The 17,701-nt window shown below is 42.9% G+C and carries 18 protein-coding genes; 3 read left to right on the forward strand and 15 right to left on the reverse strand.

Annotated elements, in window-relative coordinates; all coding sequences use genetic code 11:
- Positions 1 to 282: 282 nt before the first annotated feature.
- Complete coding sequence (locus skT53_RS06290) at positions 283 to 1,098, forward strand: CAP domain-containing protein (RefSeq protein WP_200760263.1); 816 nt, start codon at positions 283 to 285, stop codon at positions 1,096 to 1,098.
- A 922-nt stretch (positions 1,099 to 2,020) separates the two neighbouring features.
- On the opposite strand, the gene skT53_RS06295 is transcribed toward skT53_RS06290, so the two are convergent.
- The 4 genes from skT53_RS06295 to skT53_RS06310 form a co-directional block, all read right to left on the reverse strand.
- Positions 2,021 to 3,316, reverse strand: coding sequence for an MFS transporter (locus skT53_RS06295; protein ID WP_200760264.1), 1,296 nt, complete (start codon positions 3,314 to 3,316; stop codon positions 2,021 to 2,023).
- Positions 3,317 to 3,391: 75 nt separating this feature from the next.
- On the reverse strand, positions 3,392 to 3,697 hold the full coding sequence (locus tag skT53_RS06300; RefSeq protein WP_200760897.1) for a Zn-ribbon domain-containing OB-fold protein: 306 nt from the start codon (positions 3,695 to 3,697) through the stop codon (positions 3,392 to 3,394).
- Positions 3,698 to 3,699: 2 nt separating this feature from the next.
- On the reverse strand, positions 3,700 to 4,836 hold the full coding sequence (locus skT53_RS06305; RefSeq protein WP_200760265.1) for a thiolase domain-containing protein: 1,137 nt from the start codon (positions 4,834 to 4,836) through the stop codon (positions 3,700 to 3,702).
- A gap of 80 nt (positions 4,837 to 4,916) precedes the next feature.
- The gene (locus tag skT53_RS06310; RefSeq protein WP_200760266.1) at positions 4,917 to 6,491 is read right to left on the reverse strand and encodes an AMP-binding protein; all 1,575 of its coding nucleotides are present in this window, start codon (positions 6,489 to 6,491) and stop codon (positions 4,917 to 4,919) included.
- A 340-nt stretch (positions 6,492 to 6,831) separates the two neighbouring features.
- On the opposite strand from skT53_RS06310, the gene skT53_RS06315 reads away from it, so the two are divergent.
- Entirely contained in the window at positions 6,832 to 7,431 is a 600-nt protein-coding gene (locus tag skT53_RS06315; protein ID WP_200760267.1) for a TetR/AcrR family transcriptional regulator, read from the forward strand.
- A gap of 397 nt (positions 7,432 to 7,828) precedes the next feature.
- Here skT53_RS06315 and skT53_RS06320 read toward each other — a convergent pair whose 3' ends face one another.
- From skT53_RS06320 to skT53_RS06370, 11 genes are all read right to left on the reverse strand, one after another.
- Positions 7,829 to 8,275, reverse strand: a complete 447-nt coding sequence (locus skT53_RS06320; RefSeq protein WP_200760268.1) for a hotdog family protein — start codon at positions 8,273 to 8,275, stop codon at positions 7,829 to 7,831.
- 27 nt (positions 8,276 to 8,302) lie between these two features.
- Complete coding sequence (locus tag skT53_RS06325; RefSeq protein WP_200760269.1) at positions 8,303 to 8,848, reverse strand: MaoC family dehydratase; 546 nt, start codon at positions 8,846 to 8,848, stop codon at positions 8,303 to 8,305.
- Positions 8,838 to 9,503 (reverse strand): molybdate ABC transporter permease subunit, encoded by a 666-nt coding sequence (gene modB, locus skT53_RS06330; protein ID WP_200760270.1) that lies wholly within the window; start codon positions 9,501 to 9,503, stop codon positions 8,838 to 8,840. Before modB ends, skT53_RS06325 begins: the two co-directional genes overlap by 11 nt.
- A complete protein-coding gene (gene modA / locus skT53_RS06335; RefSeq protein ID WP_200760271.1) occupies positions 9,503 to 10,327 on the reverse strand; it encodes a molybdate ABC transporter substrate-binding protein in 825 nt (274 codons plus the stop codon). Before modA ends, modB begins: the two co-directional genes overlap by 1 nt.
- A gap of 5 nt (positions 10,328 to 10,332) precedes the next feature.
- Positions 10,333 to 10,962, reverse strand: coding sequence for a nucleotidyltransferase family protein (locus skT53_RS06340; RefSeq protein WP_200760272.1), 630 nt, complete (start codon positions 10,960 to 10,962; stop codon positions 10,333 to 10,335).
- A 22-nt stretch (positions 10,963 to 10,984) separates the two neighbouring features.
- On the reverse strand, positions 10,985 to 11,455 hold the full coding sequence (locus skT53_RS06345; protein WP_200760899.1) for an XdhC family protein: 471 nt from the start codon (positions 11,453 to 11,455) through the stop codon (positions 10,985 to 10,987).
- A 2-nt stretch (positions 11,456 to 11,457) separates the two neighbouring features.
- Positions 11,458 to 12,411, reverse strand: coding sequence for a xanthine dehydrogenase family protein molybdopterin-binding subunit (locus skT53_RS06350; RefSeq protein WP_226375358.1), 954 nt, complete (start codon positions 12,409 to 12,411; stop codon positions 11,458 to 11,460).
- A gap of 58 nt (positions 12,412 to 12,469) precedes the next feature.
- Positions 12,470 to 13,117, reverse strand: a complete 648-nt coding sequence (locus tag skT53_RS06355) for a cysteine hydrolase family protein (protein ID WP_200760273.1) — start codon at positions 13,115 to 13,117, stop codon at positions 12,470 to 12,472.
- Positions 13,118 to 13,259: 142 nt separating this feature from the next.
- Complete coding sequence (locus skT53_RS06360; RefSeq protein WP_200760274.1) at positions 13,260 to 14,549, reverse strand: MFS transporter; 1,290 nt, start codon at positions 14,547 to 14,549, stop codon at positions 13,260 to 13,262.
- 207 nt (positions 14,550 to 14,756) lie between these two features.
- Complete coding sequence (locus tag skT53_RS06365) at positions 14,757 to 15,851, reverse strand: zinc-dependent alcohol dehydrogenase (protein ID WP_200760275.1); 1,095 nt, start codon at positions 15,849 to 15,851, stop codon at positions 14,757 to 14,759.
- A gap of 37 nt (positions 15,852 to 15,888) precedes the next feature.
- Positions 15,889 to 17,298: a Rieske 2Fe-2S domain-containing protein gene (locus skT53_RS06370; RefSeq protein WP_226375359.1), complete on the reverse strand. Its 1,410-nt coding sequence runs from the start codon at positions 17,296 to 17,298 to the stop codon at positions 15,889 to 15,891.
- A gap of 118 nt (positions 17,299 to 17,416) precedes the next feature.
- On the opposite strand from skT53_RS06370, the gene skT53_RS06375 reads away from it, so the two are divergent.
- Complete coding sequence (locus skT53_RS06375; RefSeq protein WP_200760276.1) at positions 17,417 to 17,659, forward strand: Rossmann-fold NAD(P)-binding domain-containing protein; 243 nt, start codon at positions 17,417 to 17,419, stop codon at positions 17,657 to 17,659.
- Positions 17,660 to 17,701 lie beyond the last annotated feature (42 nt).

The following is a 17,701-nucleotide window of genomic DNA, read 5'->3' on the forward strand; positions in this document are numbered from 1 at the left end:
GACGGTTTAAGGTTCTCTTATTTTAAGATTGGATTCACGAAATCAACGATAACAAATGCATCGTTATCTCCATCACGGTCAAACCGGATCATAAGTTCATTAACACCGCTGACGTTAACTGTAGCATCCGTGTGCGTACCGCCATTTGACACTTTGTTTTGCCAGATCAGTTTTCCATCTCCATTGGTAAAAAAAGGTTTACCAATTCAGTTCCATTTTTAAAGTTTTGAATCTGTTTTTATGTTAGACTGAGTTCTACTTTCGACAATGGGAGGGAGCAGAATGAATAAAATCGCGAAGCGGATTGCAGCCATTGCAGCAGCAGGTTTACTGATTGGCACGGGAACGGCTAGTGCGGCAACGTACAGCAGTTACCAGACACCCATTACGATTAAAACAAATTGGATCTGGTCCGGTACCGAGATTCCAAACATAATTAGCGGTAATTTGTACACAGTAAAGACAGGGGATACGTTGTGGAAAATCGCAACGTCTCATCATACAACGGTAGCCTCTTTGATGAAAACAAACGGATTGAAATCTACAACGATTTTTCCGGGACAATTTCTGCTGATCCCGTCCAATTCAAATACACCGTTAAAACAAGGAAGTGCAGCGGCTCCAGTGCCGGTGAAACCGACTACACCTACTGCACCGCAGCCAGCGCCTGCAACTCCTTCTAAACCGACGACTTCTACTTCTGCACAGACCTACCCACAGCAAGTATTGGATGTACTCCAAATGGTGAACAACGAGCGTGCCAAAAACGGATTGTCTGCATTAACGATTGATCCGCTTTTGCAAAAGGACGCTATGATCAAAGCGCAAGATATGCGGGACAAGCATTACTTTGACCATCAGTCGCCGACCTATGGATCGCCGTTTGATCTGATGAAATCGCTCGGCATCACCTATTCGTATGCAGGCGAAAACATTGCAGCCGGACAACAAACTGCGCAAGCGGTTATGAACGACTGGATGAATTCGTCCGGGCACCGCGCCAATATTCTAAATCCCAACTACACCAAAATCGGAATCGGCTATGTGACCGGTGGCGATTTCGGTACCTATTGGACACAGGAATTTATTCGTCCGTAAGGGATGTAAGGTTGGAGCAAGCGAATATAGAGATTGCGAAATGAAAGAGGATGAACGGGGCCCCCAGATAGGGGGTTCTCGTTTTTTTATTAGGGAGTAAGGTGAAGGGGACTACTCTAACTGGTTACTCCTGAAAAAGTCATTTTTCTCTAAACGTGCCTACTATATACAGTGTTTTTATGAATGGTTTAACACTAAATGTAGTATATACCGATTAGAAATTTCTATTTTTTCAGGGGAAACTAATTAGAATTTATGTCAATGACCTTGACACCCGCTATTAATTTTTACAAGAACTTACCAAACACTCCGTGGGTATGAGATTTAAAATGCCGCTAAATAAATTCGAAATTGCTTCAGTCGGTGATGTATTAATCATTAGTGGTGAAGAAGAGAATTTGACCCCTTTTAAGCAAACAACGGCGACATTTTTAGTGGATTCCTAGATGAATACAAAGTTTTTTTAGAAAGCATCGGTGCAATCATTTTGTGAGGTCCTTCACCAGTACCAACTGGGAAGAATATGACTGTTCAACATCCAGATAGAACAATTATTGAATATGTTGAACATCTTTAATTCTGTACATTTATTCTAACGGGGGCGATAGTTCAATAAACGAGGTAACATCTCAGCTGTCTCGCGCAGAGGTTCCAGAAGAAATTAAACAACCTTAGCCCGGTACAATACCGAACTAAGGCTGTTGCCTAGAAGAGCTTGTTTTCAGTATGTCTACTGGACGAGGTAACTTCATTTCACGGCAGCCTTTTGTTTGTGTTTTCAACTCTCGATCCCGTTCTAACCAGAATTTAAAGTCAGTTTATTCAAACGAGTCTGCTTCGTTAGTAGATATGGATCGTCTTCCGCAGAATAGAATCCGTTTACCCCAGGAGTTTTTGGAACCTGCAGGCATGAAGGCGCTCCTCAGCTCCCCACGTTTTCCACACTTTCATCATAATGCGTGTTTACCATTGTTCTAGTACCTGGTAAAAAGAAGCAAAATACCAGGGAAAGTGCAAGCCCCGCCATCATGAATCCACCGAATATCAAAGGCGATGGGCCAAATGATTTCGCCATTGGGGTCCACATCATAGGTCCAAAACCAACAATCGCTGCCGCTACCTGATATCCGACCGACAACCCGGTGTATCGGACTTTGGCCGGAAAGAGTTCAGAGAATAATGTACCTTGTGTAGAAAAAACAGCCCCCCAGGTGATACCGAGCACGACCACCTGCATAAAGTACAGCCAGCCGGCCCCTTCTCTGATCATTGTAAAATAAGGGACCGCGAGAAGGAATAGAAGGATCAAACCTCCTATATAGATGAATTTCCGGCCGATAAAATCAGAAAGGTAACCAAAAAGTGGGATGGTAACAAGCATTGTTGCGCAACCAATGGTGAGAGCGGTTAAGGCTACATCGCGGGAGTACCCCAAATAAACAGTGGCATAGACAAGCACAAACGACATGGTAAATACGTTCATGAACCCGTCACCAATTTTCAGGCCAATTGCACGCAACACATTTCTCCAATCGTTGCGAAATGTTTCGATAAAGGGCACCTTCGCAAGATCTCCGCTTGCCTTCTGCTTTTGAAAGGCTGGGGTTTCCTCTACCCCGCTCCGGACCCAGATCGCCAGAGCAATGAGGACACCGCTTAAAAGGAAGGGAATCCGCCATCCCCAGGTAATAAACTGGTTATTTGTAGTTAAAGAACTAGCGAGCGTAAAACTGAGGGACCCGGTAACCAGACCGATAGGAACTCCTAACTGGGGAATTGAACCGTAAAGCCCACGAACTCCCTTCGGTGCAGATTCTGTTGCCAACAGGATGGCTCCACCCCATTCACCACCTAATGCAATGCCCTGGATAAGCCGCAGGATAACCAATAAAATCGGAGCCAACAGGCCCACTTGTGCATAAGTAGGGAGAAGACCAATAAGCATCGAACTGCCTCCCATACCAACAAGCGTAAAAATGAGCGCCGCCTTTCGCCCTATGCGATCCCCCATGTGACCGAACAGGGCGCTGCCGATCGGCCGGGCGGCATAACCTGCTCCGAAGGTGACAAATGCGAGAAGAAGTGAAATTGCAGGATCTTGATTGGGAAAAAACAGTTTGGAAAAAACCAAGCCAGTGGCCGTTCCATATAAATAGAAATCATACCATTCGATGACCGAACCAACCAGACTGGCGAAGAGAACGCGGCTTTTGTTCATAGATCTTACCCCTTTACATATCCACTGGCAGTAACCTGCCGTAATAGTTTTGAAATACACCCAATAGCATTCTTTTTATTCAAACCAATAAACGGAGTCATCCATTCTATGAAGTTCAACCCTTTGATCAATGGCTGGCTGCCCCCCAACAAGACGACCTGTAACTCGAGGACCTTCATCTAAGTCCACTAAAATAATGTGATAAGGAGCTTGTGAAGCAAACTTTTCTGGTGCTATATAGATCGTTGTAAAGGAATAAATTTTACCTGTTCCACTTACCTTGGTTTCAACTAGTTCCTCACTGTAGCAATGAGGACAAACATACTTGGGAGGAACGGAGACGTTTTTACAACCTTCACAAGATAATAATGTCATATCCATGATTACATCCCCTTTCCTTCAAAAATGTGGACAATCGAATACGCTCCAGTTCCCCCTAGATTTTGCGCCAATCCAATTCTCGCTCTTTCGACTTGATTGACCGATGTCCCTCGGAGTTGACTTACAATTTGTACAATTTGGGATACACCTGTAGCTCCAATCGGATGACCACGCGAGAGTAACCCTCCACTCGTGTTGACAGGGACCTTCCCACCATGTTTTGTTAAACCATTTTCAATGGCTTTCCACCCGGATCCTTTTTCAAAGAAACCTAAATCTTCAATAGCCAGAATCTCGGTCATGGCGAAACAATCATGAAGTTCTACTACATCAATGTCGTCCGGACCAAGCCCTGCTCGTTCATATGCCTGGCGTGCGCTTTCCCGAATAGCCCCGATACTTAATAGGTCGGGAATATCCTGCATAAGCGGTGGTCCTGATGCTTGACCGGATGCAATTACTTTAATCCCTTGATCTCCCGCGGTAATAACGACAGCTGCCGCTCCATCGGTAATCGGTGAACAGTGGAATAAACCAAGAGGTGCCGTGACTGGATGCGCCTGCATGATTTCTTCCAGTGTGGTTTCTTTTCTAAACTGTGCCTTCGGATTATTCATGGCATACTCTCGATTTTTCAGGGCAACCATGGCAAGGTGTTCTTTACCCGCTCCGTACTCGTACATATATCGATTTGCAACAACCCCAAAAAATCCCGGGAAAGTGAGACCCGATACTCCTTCATTTGAATCATTATCCATCGCCGAATTAATCGCTTGAGTAACCAGGCTTGTAGGTGCATGGGTCATTTTCTCAACACCTACAACTAGCACAGTATTATATATACCTGCAGCTACCATCTGATAAGCTTGACGGAATGCAATGCCCCCGGATGCACAGGCACCTTCTGTTTTTGCTGCTGGTATAGATCCTAATCCTAGTTCTCTAGCTAAGATTGAACCCATAATTTCCTGTCCCGCTAACTGTCCGCCTAGAAAATTCCCTACATAAATCGCATCTACCTTAGGCCTTCCCGCATCCAACAATGCCTCACGGCAAGCCGCTAAAGCAAGTGATTTTAAGGAAGATTCATGCTTTCCAAATCTGGTCATCCCCAATCCCGTAACAGAAACATTCCTCATACCTTACCCTCCAATATTCTTTCTATCCCAATGCCAGACGCTACTATCATCACCTCCACGATACTTGACTTCACTTATACCTAAGAATTTGCTTTGAATCCTTCTTCATTTCTTTGCCGTAGAACTTGTTTCTGAATCTTTCCGACTGAGGTACGAGGAAATTCAGAAATAAACTCAATGGAATCCGGAACTTTGAATTTTGCCAATCGTTCACGACAGTAGGAAAGGAGCTCCTCTTCTGATATGTCATGATTATTATGTAAAATGACATAAGCCTTAATCGCTTCATCGCGCATCGGATCGGGAATGCCAATTACGGCTGCTTCATATACACTCGGATGTTCTGCAAGAACACTCTCAACCTCGTTTGCCGCAACATTTTCGCCTGCTCGTTTAATCATATCCTTAATTCGGTCAACAAAGTAAAAGTAACCGTCATCGTCAATCCGTGCATTATCTCCTGTGTACAGCCATCCATCTCTCAGTGCTTCTGCCGTTGCCACCGGGTTCTTAAAATACCCTTTCATCAAAGTACGACCCGGTATTCCTTTCACAACGATTTGTCCCACTTGCCCTGTAGGTACTTCCTTTCCTTCTTCATCAACCACTTTCACTTCATAACCAATAGTCGGCCTGCCGATACTCATGTTTTTACGGATCCCATCTATAGGATTCATCAAGGGAACTCCAACGGTTTCCGTCATTCCGTACATCTGTAATAAAGAAACATTATACTTGTCCTCAAACATCGTTAATTGCTCCTGTGTAACCGATTGAGCGAACCAGATGATCCTTAATGAATTATCTTGGTCTGCAGGATCATAATTCTGGGCGAGAATCATCCTGATCGGTGCAGCAAATAAAGAGCCGACCGTCGCCCCAAGTCGTTTTGCCTGTTTGAAATAACGGGAAGCACTAAACCGCTCTGTAATCGCAATGCTAGCCCCTACAACAAAGGCTGACATAGCCGAATAGTATTGGGCATTACCATGAAACAGAGGAAGAACTATGAATTGCCTATCATCTGGTGATAAGCGAATTGACTTTGACATCACTTCTCCTGTAAACAGGTAGTTCGCGTGAGTGATCTGAACCCCTTTAGGCTTGGATGTGGTGCCCGATGTATAAAGCATTGCAGCAACATCTTCCGAATCCAAAGGAATTTTTGGAATTTCTGGCTTAGCTTTTGCTATCAACTGATTCATGTTTTGATCTACATAATCGTCCCCTTCATAACGGGTCAGCAGAATTTCCTGCAGATGCGGTAATCTGCTACGTATACCTGTGAACTTTTCCAAATACTCTTCTTCTGTGATAAGTAAAATGGATTCCGAGTGATTCAAGACATACTCCATTTCGTCTGCTGTGGATAAAATATTCGTTGGAACCATAATGGCTCCGATATTAGCCAAGGCAAACCATGAGGTCATAAATTCCAGACAATTTGGCAGGTGCAATGTTACATGATTCCCTTTCGTTACACCAAGATCCAAGAATACTCGACTCAGACGATTGACTTGATCAGCAAATTCGCCATAAGTTAATTTAAAATTCCTTTGCTCTTGATCCTCAAAAAGGAGAAAAGTTTTATCCCGATGCATAGCGGTTTTCTCATTTAATAAATCGCGCAGAGTTTTATTTCCAATAATGTCCACAGTATCCTCCTTAACCGCATTAAGCGGAATTCATTACCCACAATGAAAGCGCTCTCACGCGAGCGAATAAAGCACATATTGAAATTACAAACCACAGTCAGAGACTATAGTCTCTTAAGGGAATTCTAGATTAACCATTTTAATTTGTCAATATATTTCAAATCTTACATAACTTATTCTTTTTATAATGTAGTTCAAAAATCTAGGTTTTGGCTCTAAAACATGCATGCAAATATACTTCATGTTAAAATGATCAAAAAATACCTCTAATAATAAATAGACAACCTATTTCCGCAATTTTAATTTCATGAATTCTCAGTTTTTAAAAAGGAGAATTGTAATGTCGCATTTAACTCCCAGACAGATAAAAGCCCAACAAACGAAAAAGAGAATACTGGAAACTGCTTTGGATCTTTTTAGCAAAAAAGGGTTCGATCACGTCACTGTTGATGAAATTGTAAATAAAAGCAAGACATCAAAGGGTGCGTTTTATGTACACTTTAAATCAAAATACGAGATCTTCCTTGAAAAGTTCAAAGAAATTGATGACTTCTATGCTACTTTTATTCGGTCACTACCTGCAGGAACAAGCTCTCATGAAAAAATACTTCGTTTAACTGAATCCCAAATGATTTATCTAAGAGATTGCTTGGGAAAAGATCTGATAAGGACTGTTTATATGAGCGCCTTAATTCCGAATCCGGCTAATTACTTCTCGAATACGGACAGGGAACTCTATAAGATTGTTCATTCATTTGTTAAAGAAGGACAGGAAGCAGGAGAAATCAAAAAAGAGCTTTCATCCAGTGAGATTACCATGTTGATTACTCGCTGTATGCGTGGAACACTTTACGATTGGTGTTTGTTTGAAGAAAGTTTTGATCTATTAGCTGAAAGTCAAAAGTTCATCCGCGTTGTTTTAGCAGGAATAAAGGCGTAATCTACTGTGTTTTGAAACTGAGAAGGTTACAAGCATGGAAAAAAGGTTACCTTACATTTTATGAACGGCTTGTCCATATTTGCTTACATCTTCTTTTGCATATTTCAAAACTTCACCAACGAAAAACTTGCATTCAAAGCGATTGTAACGCCGTTCTTTTGACATCGTTTCGTGTTTACAACGTGTTGACAATGTGCACCACCAGCCACAGGTTATGTTCAATCAGTACATTACGGAGTTTTCGTCACCTACGGTCATCAGCGTGAGGTGTTTCTCTTCATCCGTTTCGGGGAGCGGTTGAGGAAATGCATTGGAACATGGCGCCACGTCCCCAGATTCGGAGTTGGATTCTTTTTTAGGAGATGAAAGAGTTGTGATTGCCTGAGATCAGCGCCCTTCACAATGCGGGTAACGTGAAATACGGGAGTTTAATTTCGGCTCGGCCAGGAGCACAAATTTCGCCGTTTTGGTTGATCTCTTGTAAGTCCACCACCACAATTCCGCTACCGTCCTCCCTTTTCTTCTCTACAACGATTCCATGACAAGTTAAAATATCGCCCGGAACTGCGAACCGTTTAACAGTAACCGTTAAACTCTTTAATTCTCCGCAGGGCCCGGCCCAATCCGTACAAAGTTGGGTAAGAAAAGCACCATGCAAATGGGATTGAACCAGGACATCCGGATACCCTTCTTCTTTGGCGTAATTTTGATCGTAATGAATGCGATGTGCATTCCAAGTAATTGCGCTATAACGGAATAGTTTCACATACGTTGGTTTTCTTATCAGCGGCGGCAATTGATAACCCACTTCCACTTGCTCGAAAGTTGGAGTACGCGCAGTCATTATCCGTTCACCTCCTTGATTGCGTCTCTAACGCGCAATCATAGTTCTTGTACAAATGCTAAGGATCTGATCTTTCTCAACCCGGTATATGTTCTTTATGGATAAAAAAGCGATCAAACCTTTACTCCCACGTTTGCTATAGGTATCAATAACCTCTGATGTTAAATAAACATGGGTTCCTGCGACAAGTGGCTTGAAAAACCGCATTTCTTCCCCACCGCCCATGATTCGAATTCCCTGAAAACTTTGCGGAAGAAATCCTTCACTCTGATGCGTACCATCACGGTTTAAATTTTCATCTGTTTCGCCTACACCCCAATCCACAATTGACGCCAAAAGATCAGGCGGTGCTATAATATCGGGATAACCGTGGTTTTGTGCAAATTCTTTATCATAGTATAAAGGGTTTTCATCCCCAACAGTTAGCGCATAGCGACGGATTAACATTGACGTTACTTGACCCAGATACACCTCGTTTTTAGTTCCAATTAAGGTTTGGAAATACTCGGCAATCTGCTCAACGACGACATATCGTTTACCTCCAGCAATTGTCAGTCGGTTATCACTTTTCATATTCCGGTCTTCGGATTTTATGGATAGAACTTAATAAAAGAAAAGACAATACCATAATGGAGAGTATCCAATAAGACGCGAGTCTGATATTTCCGGACTCGGATGCCATGTAAATAGCTGTGGGAATCGTTTCGGTTTTTCCGGGAATAACCCCCGCAAACATCAACGTAGCCCCAAATTCGCCAATTCCCCTGGCAAAGCCGAACATATATCCCGATAACAGGAATCTCCACGCCAAAGGGAGAGTTATATGCCGAAAGACTAGCCATTCACTTGCCCCCGCGGATCGAAACGTATCCTCTAAATCCTTATTCACGGATTCAAAACCGGTTTTCAGAGTCTGGTAGACAAGTGGAAACGCTACAACAGCAGCCGCAACTACGGCTGCCCACCAGGTAAAAACGATTGGTACGCCAAAGAGCCACTCAATAAAATGTCCCAACCAACTATTTTTACCAAACAGAAAAAGAAGCCCGAATCCTATAACGGTTGGCGGAAGGACGAGGGGAAGCATCAAAATGGTCTCAACAAGTAACTTCCCCTTAAATTTGCGGCGAGCCATCCCCCAAGCAAAGACAATTGCGAAAGCGAATGCGATAACACTTGCCAAAAGCGTAACCTGTACAGAGATTACAACAGGCGACCAGAAATCCATTATTTTTTCACCTCTGTCTCGAAGCCATACTTGGTAAAGAGGGCGGTTGCTTCCGATTCGCGTAACCAGTTATACAGGGTTTGGGCCTCTTTTACATGCTTGGAGTTTTTCGTAATTCCAATTGGATAGAGAATGGGGGAATGGGTTTTTTCGTCAGCGGTTGCCGCGATCTTGACTTTGTCTGAAGAAGCGGCATCCGTTTTATAAACGATACCGGCGTCCACATTTCCGGTTTCCACGTAAGCAAGAACTTGGCGAACATCTTTTGCATAAACGAATTTTGCCTGTAAGCTTTCCCAAATGCCGATTTGGGTAAGGGTTTGCTTTGCATATGTGCCAGCGGGAACCGATTCCGGTTCCCCTATCGCAATCTTCTTGACGGATTGATTTTTCAGATCCGCAAATGTTCTGATTTCCGATTTGGATTCTTTCGAAACGATCAATACAAGCTTATTGGCTAATAAGTCCGTTTCATTCTGTGGATCGATCAGATTCTTCTGAATCAATTCGTCCATCTGTTTGGCACCAGCGGAGATGAATATATCGGCTGGCGCCCCTTGTTCAATTTGTCGCTGCAGGGTACCTGAAGATCCGTAGCTGATAACAAGTTTTTGACCGGGATGCGAAGACTCGTATTTAGGGGCCAGTTCCTTCATGACGTCCCCTAAACTTGCAGCGGCCAATACGTACAATTCAACAGTGGGAGCTTGCTTTTTTCCGGAGTTCTGATTGTCGGAAGCCCCCTGTTGAGAAATGCAACCTACAATTGACCCAAGCAGCACTAACGTGGCGGTGATTGATGCAAAACGTCCGATTCGATTCATTGACTTTATCCCTTTCTCACGTCAAAAATCCTTAACAGTCTCTGATAATCTTCCGGTGTATCAATATCAAGCAAAATTCCTGGATCCTCCACTGGAACCAGATAGTGACTTGTAGCCAGATTAATGATCCGTCTGCCTCCTTCATCACCTTCCAGCTTGTGAAACAAAGAAAATAACCGGTTGGAAAAAAACACGGGATGTCCGCTTTTATTGAAAAATGAGGGCTGTACAACAAAATCCCCTTGGTGGGAAACAAGGAAGTGCGTTGCCCGATCAAACACTATTTTTATAGTTTCATCAGAAATCAATGGCTGATCCGCTAGAAACACCATCATACCATCCAGCTCATTTACACTCTCTACTGCAACTTTTAAAGCTGCACTCTGTCCCTCTTTATACATCCTGTTGATTTTCCATTCACACCTTGGATCTTCGATGTGGATCCGATTCATGATTTCTTCGGATTGGTTTCCGATAATTACACAAATTTTCTCGAAAGGCAGCGGAAGGAGTTTTCGAATGATATACTCCAACAGTGTCACTCCTTGCAGCAGCAAAAGCTGTTTGGCGGTGCCCATTCGTTTGGACATTCCGGAAGCTAGAACCACCGCCGCAATTCGACTGTTCGTTTTCATACTTTTCACCTTGGTGATAGACTCATATCCCACAGACGAAAGCCACTGGAACCCTTTTGCTCTCTATTCTATCATGAATACTTCCGTTTCTTTCACGAAGAAATTTTGGTGAACGGTTATTTTTTACCGCCAGCAACTCAGCCACAATGCTTAAAGCTACTTCCTCCGCAGTTTCTGAGCCGAGGTTCAAGCCGATCGGCGCATATATCCGGTGTCGAATCTGGTCTAAAGACGCTGCATCGATTCGCAACAGCTCACTGAGAATTTTCTCGGTTCTTTGTTTGGGCCCCAGGAATCCAAAATATTTGACAGGCTTCCGATAACAGGCCTGGAATGCCGCAGCATCGCTATGAATTCGATGTGACATGAACAAAACATAATCGTCAGCCAGCAGGGATAATTTTTCACCGTATTCGTCCGGAAATGCATGAATCAATCCGGTCGCGCACGGAAAACGGTCATGGTTAAGAAATTGTGATCTTTGATCGACAATCGTTACTTCAAAACCCGTTTGAGCGGCAAACTCCTAATGATACCCTCTTCATTAAAGGCTACTTCCACATCAAAGATTCGATCGGGACCGTGCATATCGCCAGCTCGCATATTCTCAAGACGGTCTTCAATAAATCTGACAGGCACTCCGTAACGTCTGGCCAAATAACCGGTAAGAACGGTATGTTTGATTCCCCGTTTTACACCGTAACTGCCTCCGACGTCGACATCATAATGGACACGAACGCCATTGAGGGGGATATCAAGAGCGGAAGAAATTTGTTCCGCATATTGCGGCATTTGAATCGATGCCCAAACATCAAGAATTTGATTGCCTTCATCCCATTTGGCGACAACACCAAAAGTTTCAAGCGGAACGGTTGAGTTCCGATTCCAGCGATAGCGGGCCTTCACTTTATAAGGTGAAGCCCTAAAATCACCCTCTACGTCACCCCAAACAAACTTCCTTTGCCACATGATGTTACAGGAGTGGGCACTATGTACAAGCGGAGCGTCCGGTTTCATTGCTTCTTCCGGATCGATGACAAATGGAAGCGGTTCATATTCGACCCGGACTAGTTCAGCCGCGTCTTCAGCAATATATCGATCGTCAGCCAGGACTGCTGCTACCCATTCCCCTGCGTACCTCGTTTCTTCGTAAGCCAATGGACGCCAATGAACCCCGGGAATATCCAAATACTGCCTGAGCGGCTTGGTTCCCCTTGCAATGTCCTCACCGGTAATCACTGCGATGACACCGGGAACTTTTAGCGCTTCTCTCGTATCAATAGATACGATTTTTGCATGAGCGTGCGGACTCGCTACCAAAGCCACATGTTTCATCCCCTGCAGCTTCACGTCGGCAACGTACCTTCCTTTTCCCATAACGAAACGATAGTTTTCAACCGGCGGTTTTTTCTTGCCAATCCATCGATATTGTTTCGGTTCACTTGCCAACTTCTTCACCCCGCAATTTTTGTGCTGCAAGTTGTACAGATTCCACTCTCTTTTACTTTTATTTAGAGGCGGATGTGATGAGTTCTATCAACTGGTTCGCTGTTAAAATATGCGCAAACCGGTTGCCCAAACTTGTAAAAACAGCTCTTGACATATCCTCTGCAGTATAAGCTCCGAATCCAATGTCTTCATAATCACGTGTGGTATTTAAATCGACAGGCAGAAACACTTTGATATCTCGATGGAATGCATCGCGGGCTGTTGATTCGCAGCAATTATTTAAAACCGTTCCTGTAATAATGAGCGAATCGATATGATTTGCTTTGAGATGTTGTTCCAAATTTGTGTTGTAAAAGGCACTAAATCGATTCTTCTTGATCAACCCATCCATCCAATCCCATTCTAAACCACGAAAAATCTGAGTTCCTGTACTTCCCTCAGACAATGATTTCAACGCACGTGAATCTTTGCCGGATGAAATAGAAATTCCTAATAATCCGACGTCACTCAGGTCTGGCTTTATTACATGTACAGTCCAAATAACTGGAATACGGAATTGTCTGCAGACACGTATTAAGCGGTTCATTTTAGACACCGACTGTAACGCTCCCGTAACTGCAAGCGGGTAAGTCGGATCCACAAATGCGTTTTGCATATCAATCACAAGTAAAGCTGTAGAACGCAAATGAAACGGATAATATGGCACAACTCTCCCTCCCTGATTTACAAAAGCGTATTTCCATTTTTACAGGATCCTTATTAAAAATTGGCAAAACTGCACGCAAGTGCCTGTTTTGCCGTGTCGAATACATAGTATTTGTTTTTAATGCAATTATCGGTATGTTCCTTCAGTATCCTCTTCTTTTAAGGACAATAAAGCATCCGGAAGCTAGAATACTGACTACAACAAGAAACATAAATGAATATAGATATGTTCCATTGCCCACTTTGATTAAAGCTCCCATGATTGTGGGGCCAAAAGCAGAAAGTATACTCGCAATCCCCATCATTAAAGCGTTTTCACGACCAATTCGGTTTGTAACAGATAAGCTGTGCGTAATACCGTGCGATATAAGCGTTGTAATATTAACCATAACAATCGCTAAGCATACCAGAAGAACATCGACCATTACCGAGTCAATCAAAGCGGCTAAAATGAAGCATGTTGCAATACCCCAAAAACTTCTCAGACCCCAAATTGCCTTTTTTCGCGTTTTATCGATTTGCCTACCGGTATAGATAACTACAAATATAGATATTCCGTATGCCAGCAACATATAATAGCTCGTAGCTTGACGACTGAAATGTTTAGCAATCGATAAATAACTCGGGAACCATGTCGCCAGACCAAAGAATGCAAAAAGAGTCGCTGTATTTGTCAGGACAACCATCCAAAAACTCAATGATTTTAAAACCCCGTTATTACTGCTATTGTTGGATGAAGGATATGTTAATTGATCACTCTCAATATAATGTAATTCTTCTGGTGAGACGCGCTTATCATCAGTTGGACTTTCTTTTAAAATAAATCCAAAAAGAGGCAAGCAAACAACAATTGCTAAAAACGTTAAGGACCAGAAAACACCACGCCAATTGAATATTTCCAAAAGAAAATCAATTACAAATCCTGAAATGGCAGGTCCTATAATTGTGCCGTTAATCCAAAATGATTTTGCACGCCCGCGTTCACTTAATGGAAACCATCGAGCTGTCAGTGAATTTGATAACGGCCAAAGTGCAGCCTCAGATACTCCAAGGATAATTCTTGATATCAATAATACGGTAAAATTTGGAGCCAAGGCCGCAATTCCTGTACTTAATCCCCAGAGAAACAGGGCTATACACCCGCACCTTTTCGCTCCGAACTTATCGACTAAAGGACCCCAAAAGAAAAACCCAATACCATATGAAAATAATAATGCTGATACTAGTGTGCCAACCAACGCCGGATTGTTGGTCAGATGCATATCGATTAAAAAAGTTTTGTTTGTTGCGATAATACCTACGCCTATTTTATCTAACATATTTACAATCCAGACCAATAATAGAATAGGAATGACCGTTTTCCAACGAACAGATGTTTTTTTAATTTGTAAAGATGATACTACCGCTTTCGTATTTATTCTTACATTTTCCACAAAATCACCTCTGTAAAAAATAGTTGATAGTATAGCTATTGATTCGATCCGCATTACGAAAATTAATTAATTTGTATTCAATTTATTTTTTAAATATACTGAATATTCTAGATATGTCCGTTCCTGTGGATCGCCTTTACAAAAAATGGCTCGTTTAGAGTTCTCACGTAACAATTCCCCAATTTGTCGCTCTCAATGTCCCATCCTTTACAACCACGGTGAGACAGTAACTAACAACGGAAAAGGTTCCCCCTCCCCTCCAGCAGTCTTTAACGCCAAATCAGTGTCGCTTAGTTTATAATTATGTGAATTCATGATAGAGAGAGGAAATTTTCCGGAAGAGACAAAATCTACCGCCATTTGTACCGAATGATAACTGTGTCCGCGAACCCCTTTAACAGTGAGAGTTTTATTGTAAATTACATCTAGATCAAGTTCGTTGAAAGGTTGGTTTTTCAAGGCCCCCAATAAAACGGTGCCCCGTGTTTTTGCCACTTCGAATGAAGAGATGACAGGTTCTGTTCCTCCGCTCGTTACGTCAATAACCAGATCGGCCATTTTTCCACCCGTTATTTCAGCAACCCTCTTAATCAGATCTTCCGAAGAAACATTAATTGTATAATCGGCCCCTAATTCCCTAGCAAGTTCTAAACGTTTTTGACTGCTGTTTCTTCCAGTAACAATTACAGTCTCAGCTCCTGCTGCCTTTGCCGCCAAAGCGCATGCAAGCCCCTGTTGACCAGGTCCTTGGATAACAACAACATCGCCGGGTCCAACCCCTCCTATAATCCTCATCCATTCAAATCCGTTGGATAAGGGTAATGTCAATGCCGCTTCAACCGGTGGTACATGAGGTGGCAGTTTGTGCATAACGGCATTCGGATGAAGATACATATATTGACTGAATCCACCGTAGAGAGCTGGAGCTGCACTAATTGGGGTAGCACCGTATCGGATGCCGCCGATTCTCGGATCTGTGTCAGCACATAAACGATAAAACCCGGACCGGCACATTTCACAATGCCCACAAGGAATGTATTCCTCCATGACGACACGGTCTCCCACTGCTACTCCCCATCGTGTGGACGCTATATCCCCAATTTTGTGTATGTGCCCCACTACATGATGCCCTAAAATCATTGGAGATTTTAATTTTCTATAATAAGAAACATCTGTGCCGCAGACACCAACGATTTCCACCTTTAAAATACCCGCATCTTGCGTGATATCAGGCAACTCAAACTGATGTATCTCCGTATGTTTACTATTTGTTGCTACGGCAGCGAATGATTTTTCAGACATATAAATCCACCTTCAAACTAAAGAGTTAATGGGAATATTAAACAGCCTCAAAATCTTTTTCTGTTAATTTTAAAGCATCCTTTGCCCCTTCCTGGAAGGGTATACCCTTTGGAAGTAAGATGGAGGCTGCACGAACCTTATGGCTCTCGGGATCCAAACCAGGCAATTGCTCTCCCTTGTTTATAGTATTTACTGCGTTTAATAGACAGCGGCGAGCTTTTATAATGGCGGTATCACTAGTTCCTAATGATTCTTGCGATCGGTCGACAATAGGACCCGCACTTACTTGAACCGCATGATCTTCCATTCCGACACCAAAAATGCCGGCAAACGATTCGCCTCTTTTTTGCATTTCCCGATCAATAAGGAAACTATTTTCTTTATTCGCTACTGTACGGAAGGTGCCAGGAATCAATTTTGCGTGAATGCCAGCACCAGATTTCATCTGTTCTATTTCCTGTTCTGTTAGATCACGACCAGGTGTCCAGCTCCAACTCCACACCCAACAATTTTCATCATCAATAGGTACCCAGGCATGCCCTCCACGTGGAGCACCCCCGAAAGGAGGAATCATGGTATACCAAGGCATAATAAACTGTGTAATCCTCCAATAAAAATGATCATCATCTGCGGTTCGCCTTGCCCCAATCAACAGTCCGTAATCGGTATCCGCCACCTCAAAGCGTGGTGCAGAATCTTTAGCCAATAGTGACGTACTGCTACTTTTACTGGAAACCCCCAAACCGCCAACTGAACCTGAATGAAGAATGGATACATGACTAGAATCAATGCCGCCCTCCAACGCTTGAAAGTAATTACACTCCTGAATTTTTTTCGAGATATATCTTTGACTATCGGAAACCATCATCCATTCTTGCACAGGTAATTCCGGTTTGTGTTCGGGTGGACCCATATATGTCCAAATAACCCCACCACGTTCCTCACAAGGATACGATTTAATTTTTATTTTATTTTTGAAATTACTTTCGGGTGGTTCAGACGGTAAATCAACGCAATTTCCGTCAATATCAAATTTCCATCCGTGATAGGCACATCGAAGACCACACTGTTCATTTCGACCGTAAAATAAGGATACTTTTCGATGCGGACAGTACTCGTCAACTAATCCAATTTTCCCATCGGTATCACGAAACGCGATTAATTCCTCATGTAAGAGTTTGACTCGTACTGGAGGACAATCCCGAAAGGGAAGTTCCTCTGCCATAAGGGCTGGAATCCAGTATCTTCTGAGCACCTCTCCCATTGGGGTTCCTGGACCGGTTCTGGTTAATGTTTGGTTGTCCTGACAAGATAACATTATCCATTTGCCTCCTGTTTTTGATGTATCGTTATTTGCATTGTTATGCAAAAATACAGAACTTTCAAATTGATTGTTCTTATCCCACCTATACAAAAAATTAATAGTCCTATTTTTAGCCATTAACATATTCTATAAGATCAATTAAAATCATCAATTTGAGGAGTGTAGGTCTTGTGTATATAATCAATCCTGTAAACTGTTGATTATTTATGATTAGGTTTCTTATGAAAGAGGGTTTACATCTATGAATGATAAGGAACTTGAAGAGCTGATTTTGAAATGCTATAGAGGAAAAACAGTTGCCATCCTGGGTTACCGTGAGAATGGGGGGCGGCAGCGGGCGCATTTTTTAAAGAATCGGGGAATTAATGTAATTATTGGTCTTCGAATTGGTGACGAATGCTGGGAGGAAGCAAAAAAAGACGGTTTTAAAGTGTTACCGGTTTGGGAGGCGGCTGAACAAGCTCAAGTCGCTCAAGTTTGGTAATGGCAAAGGGGGATTTTCGGCGCCCAGGAGTGAACATGGACA

Origin of the sequence: Effusibacillus dendaii, from assembly GCF_015097055.1 — a bacterium.
GTDB lineage: Bacteria > Bacillota > Bacilli > Tumebacillales > Effusibacillaceae > Effusibacillus > Effusibacillus dendaii.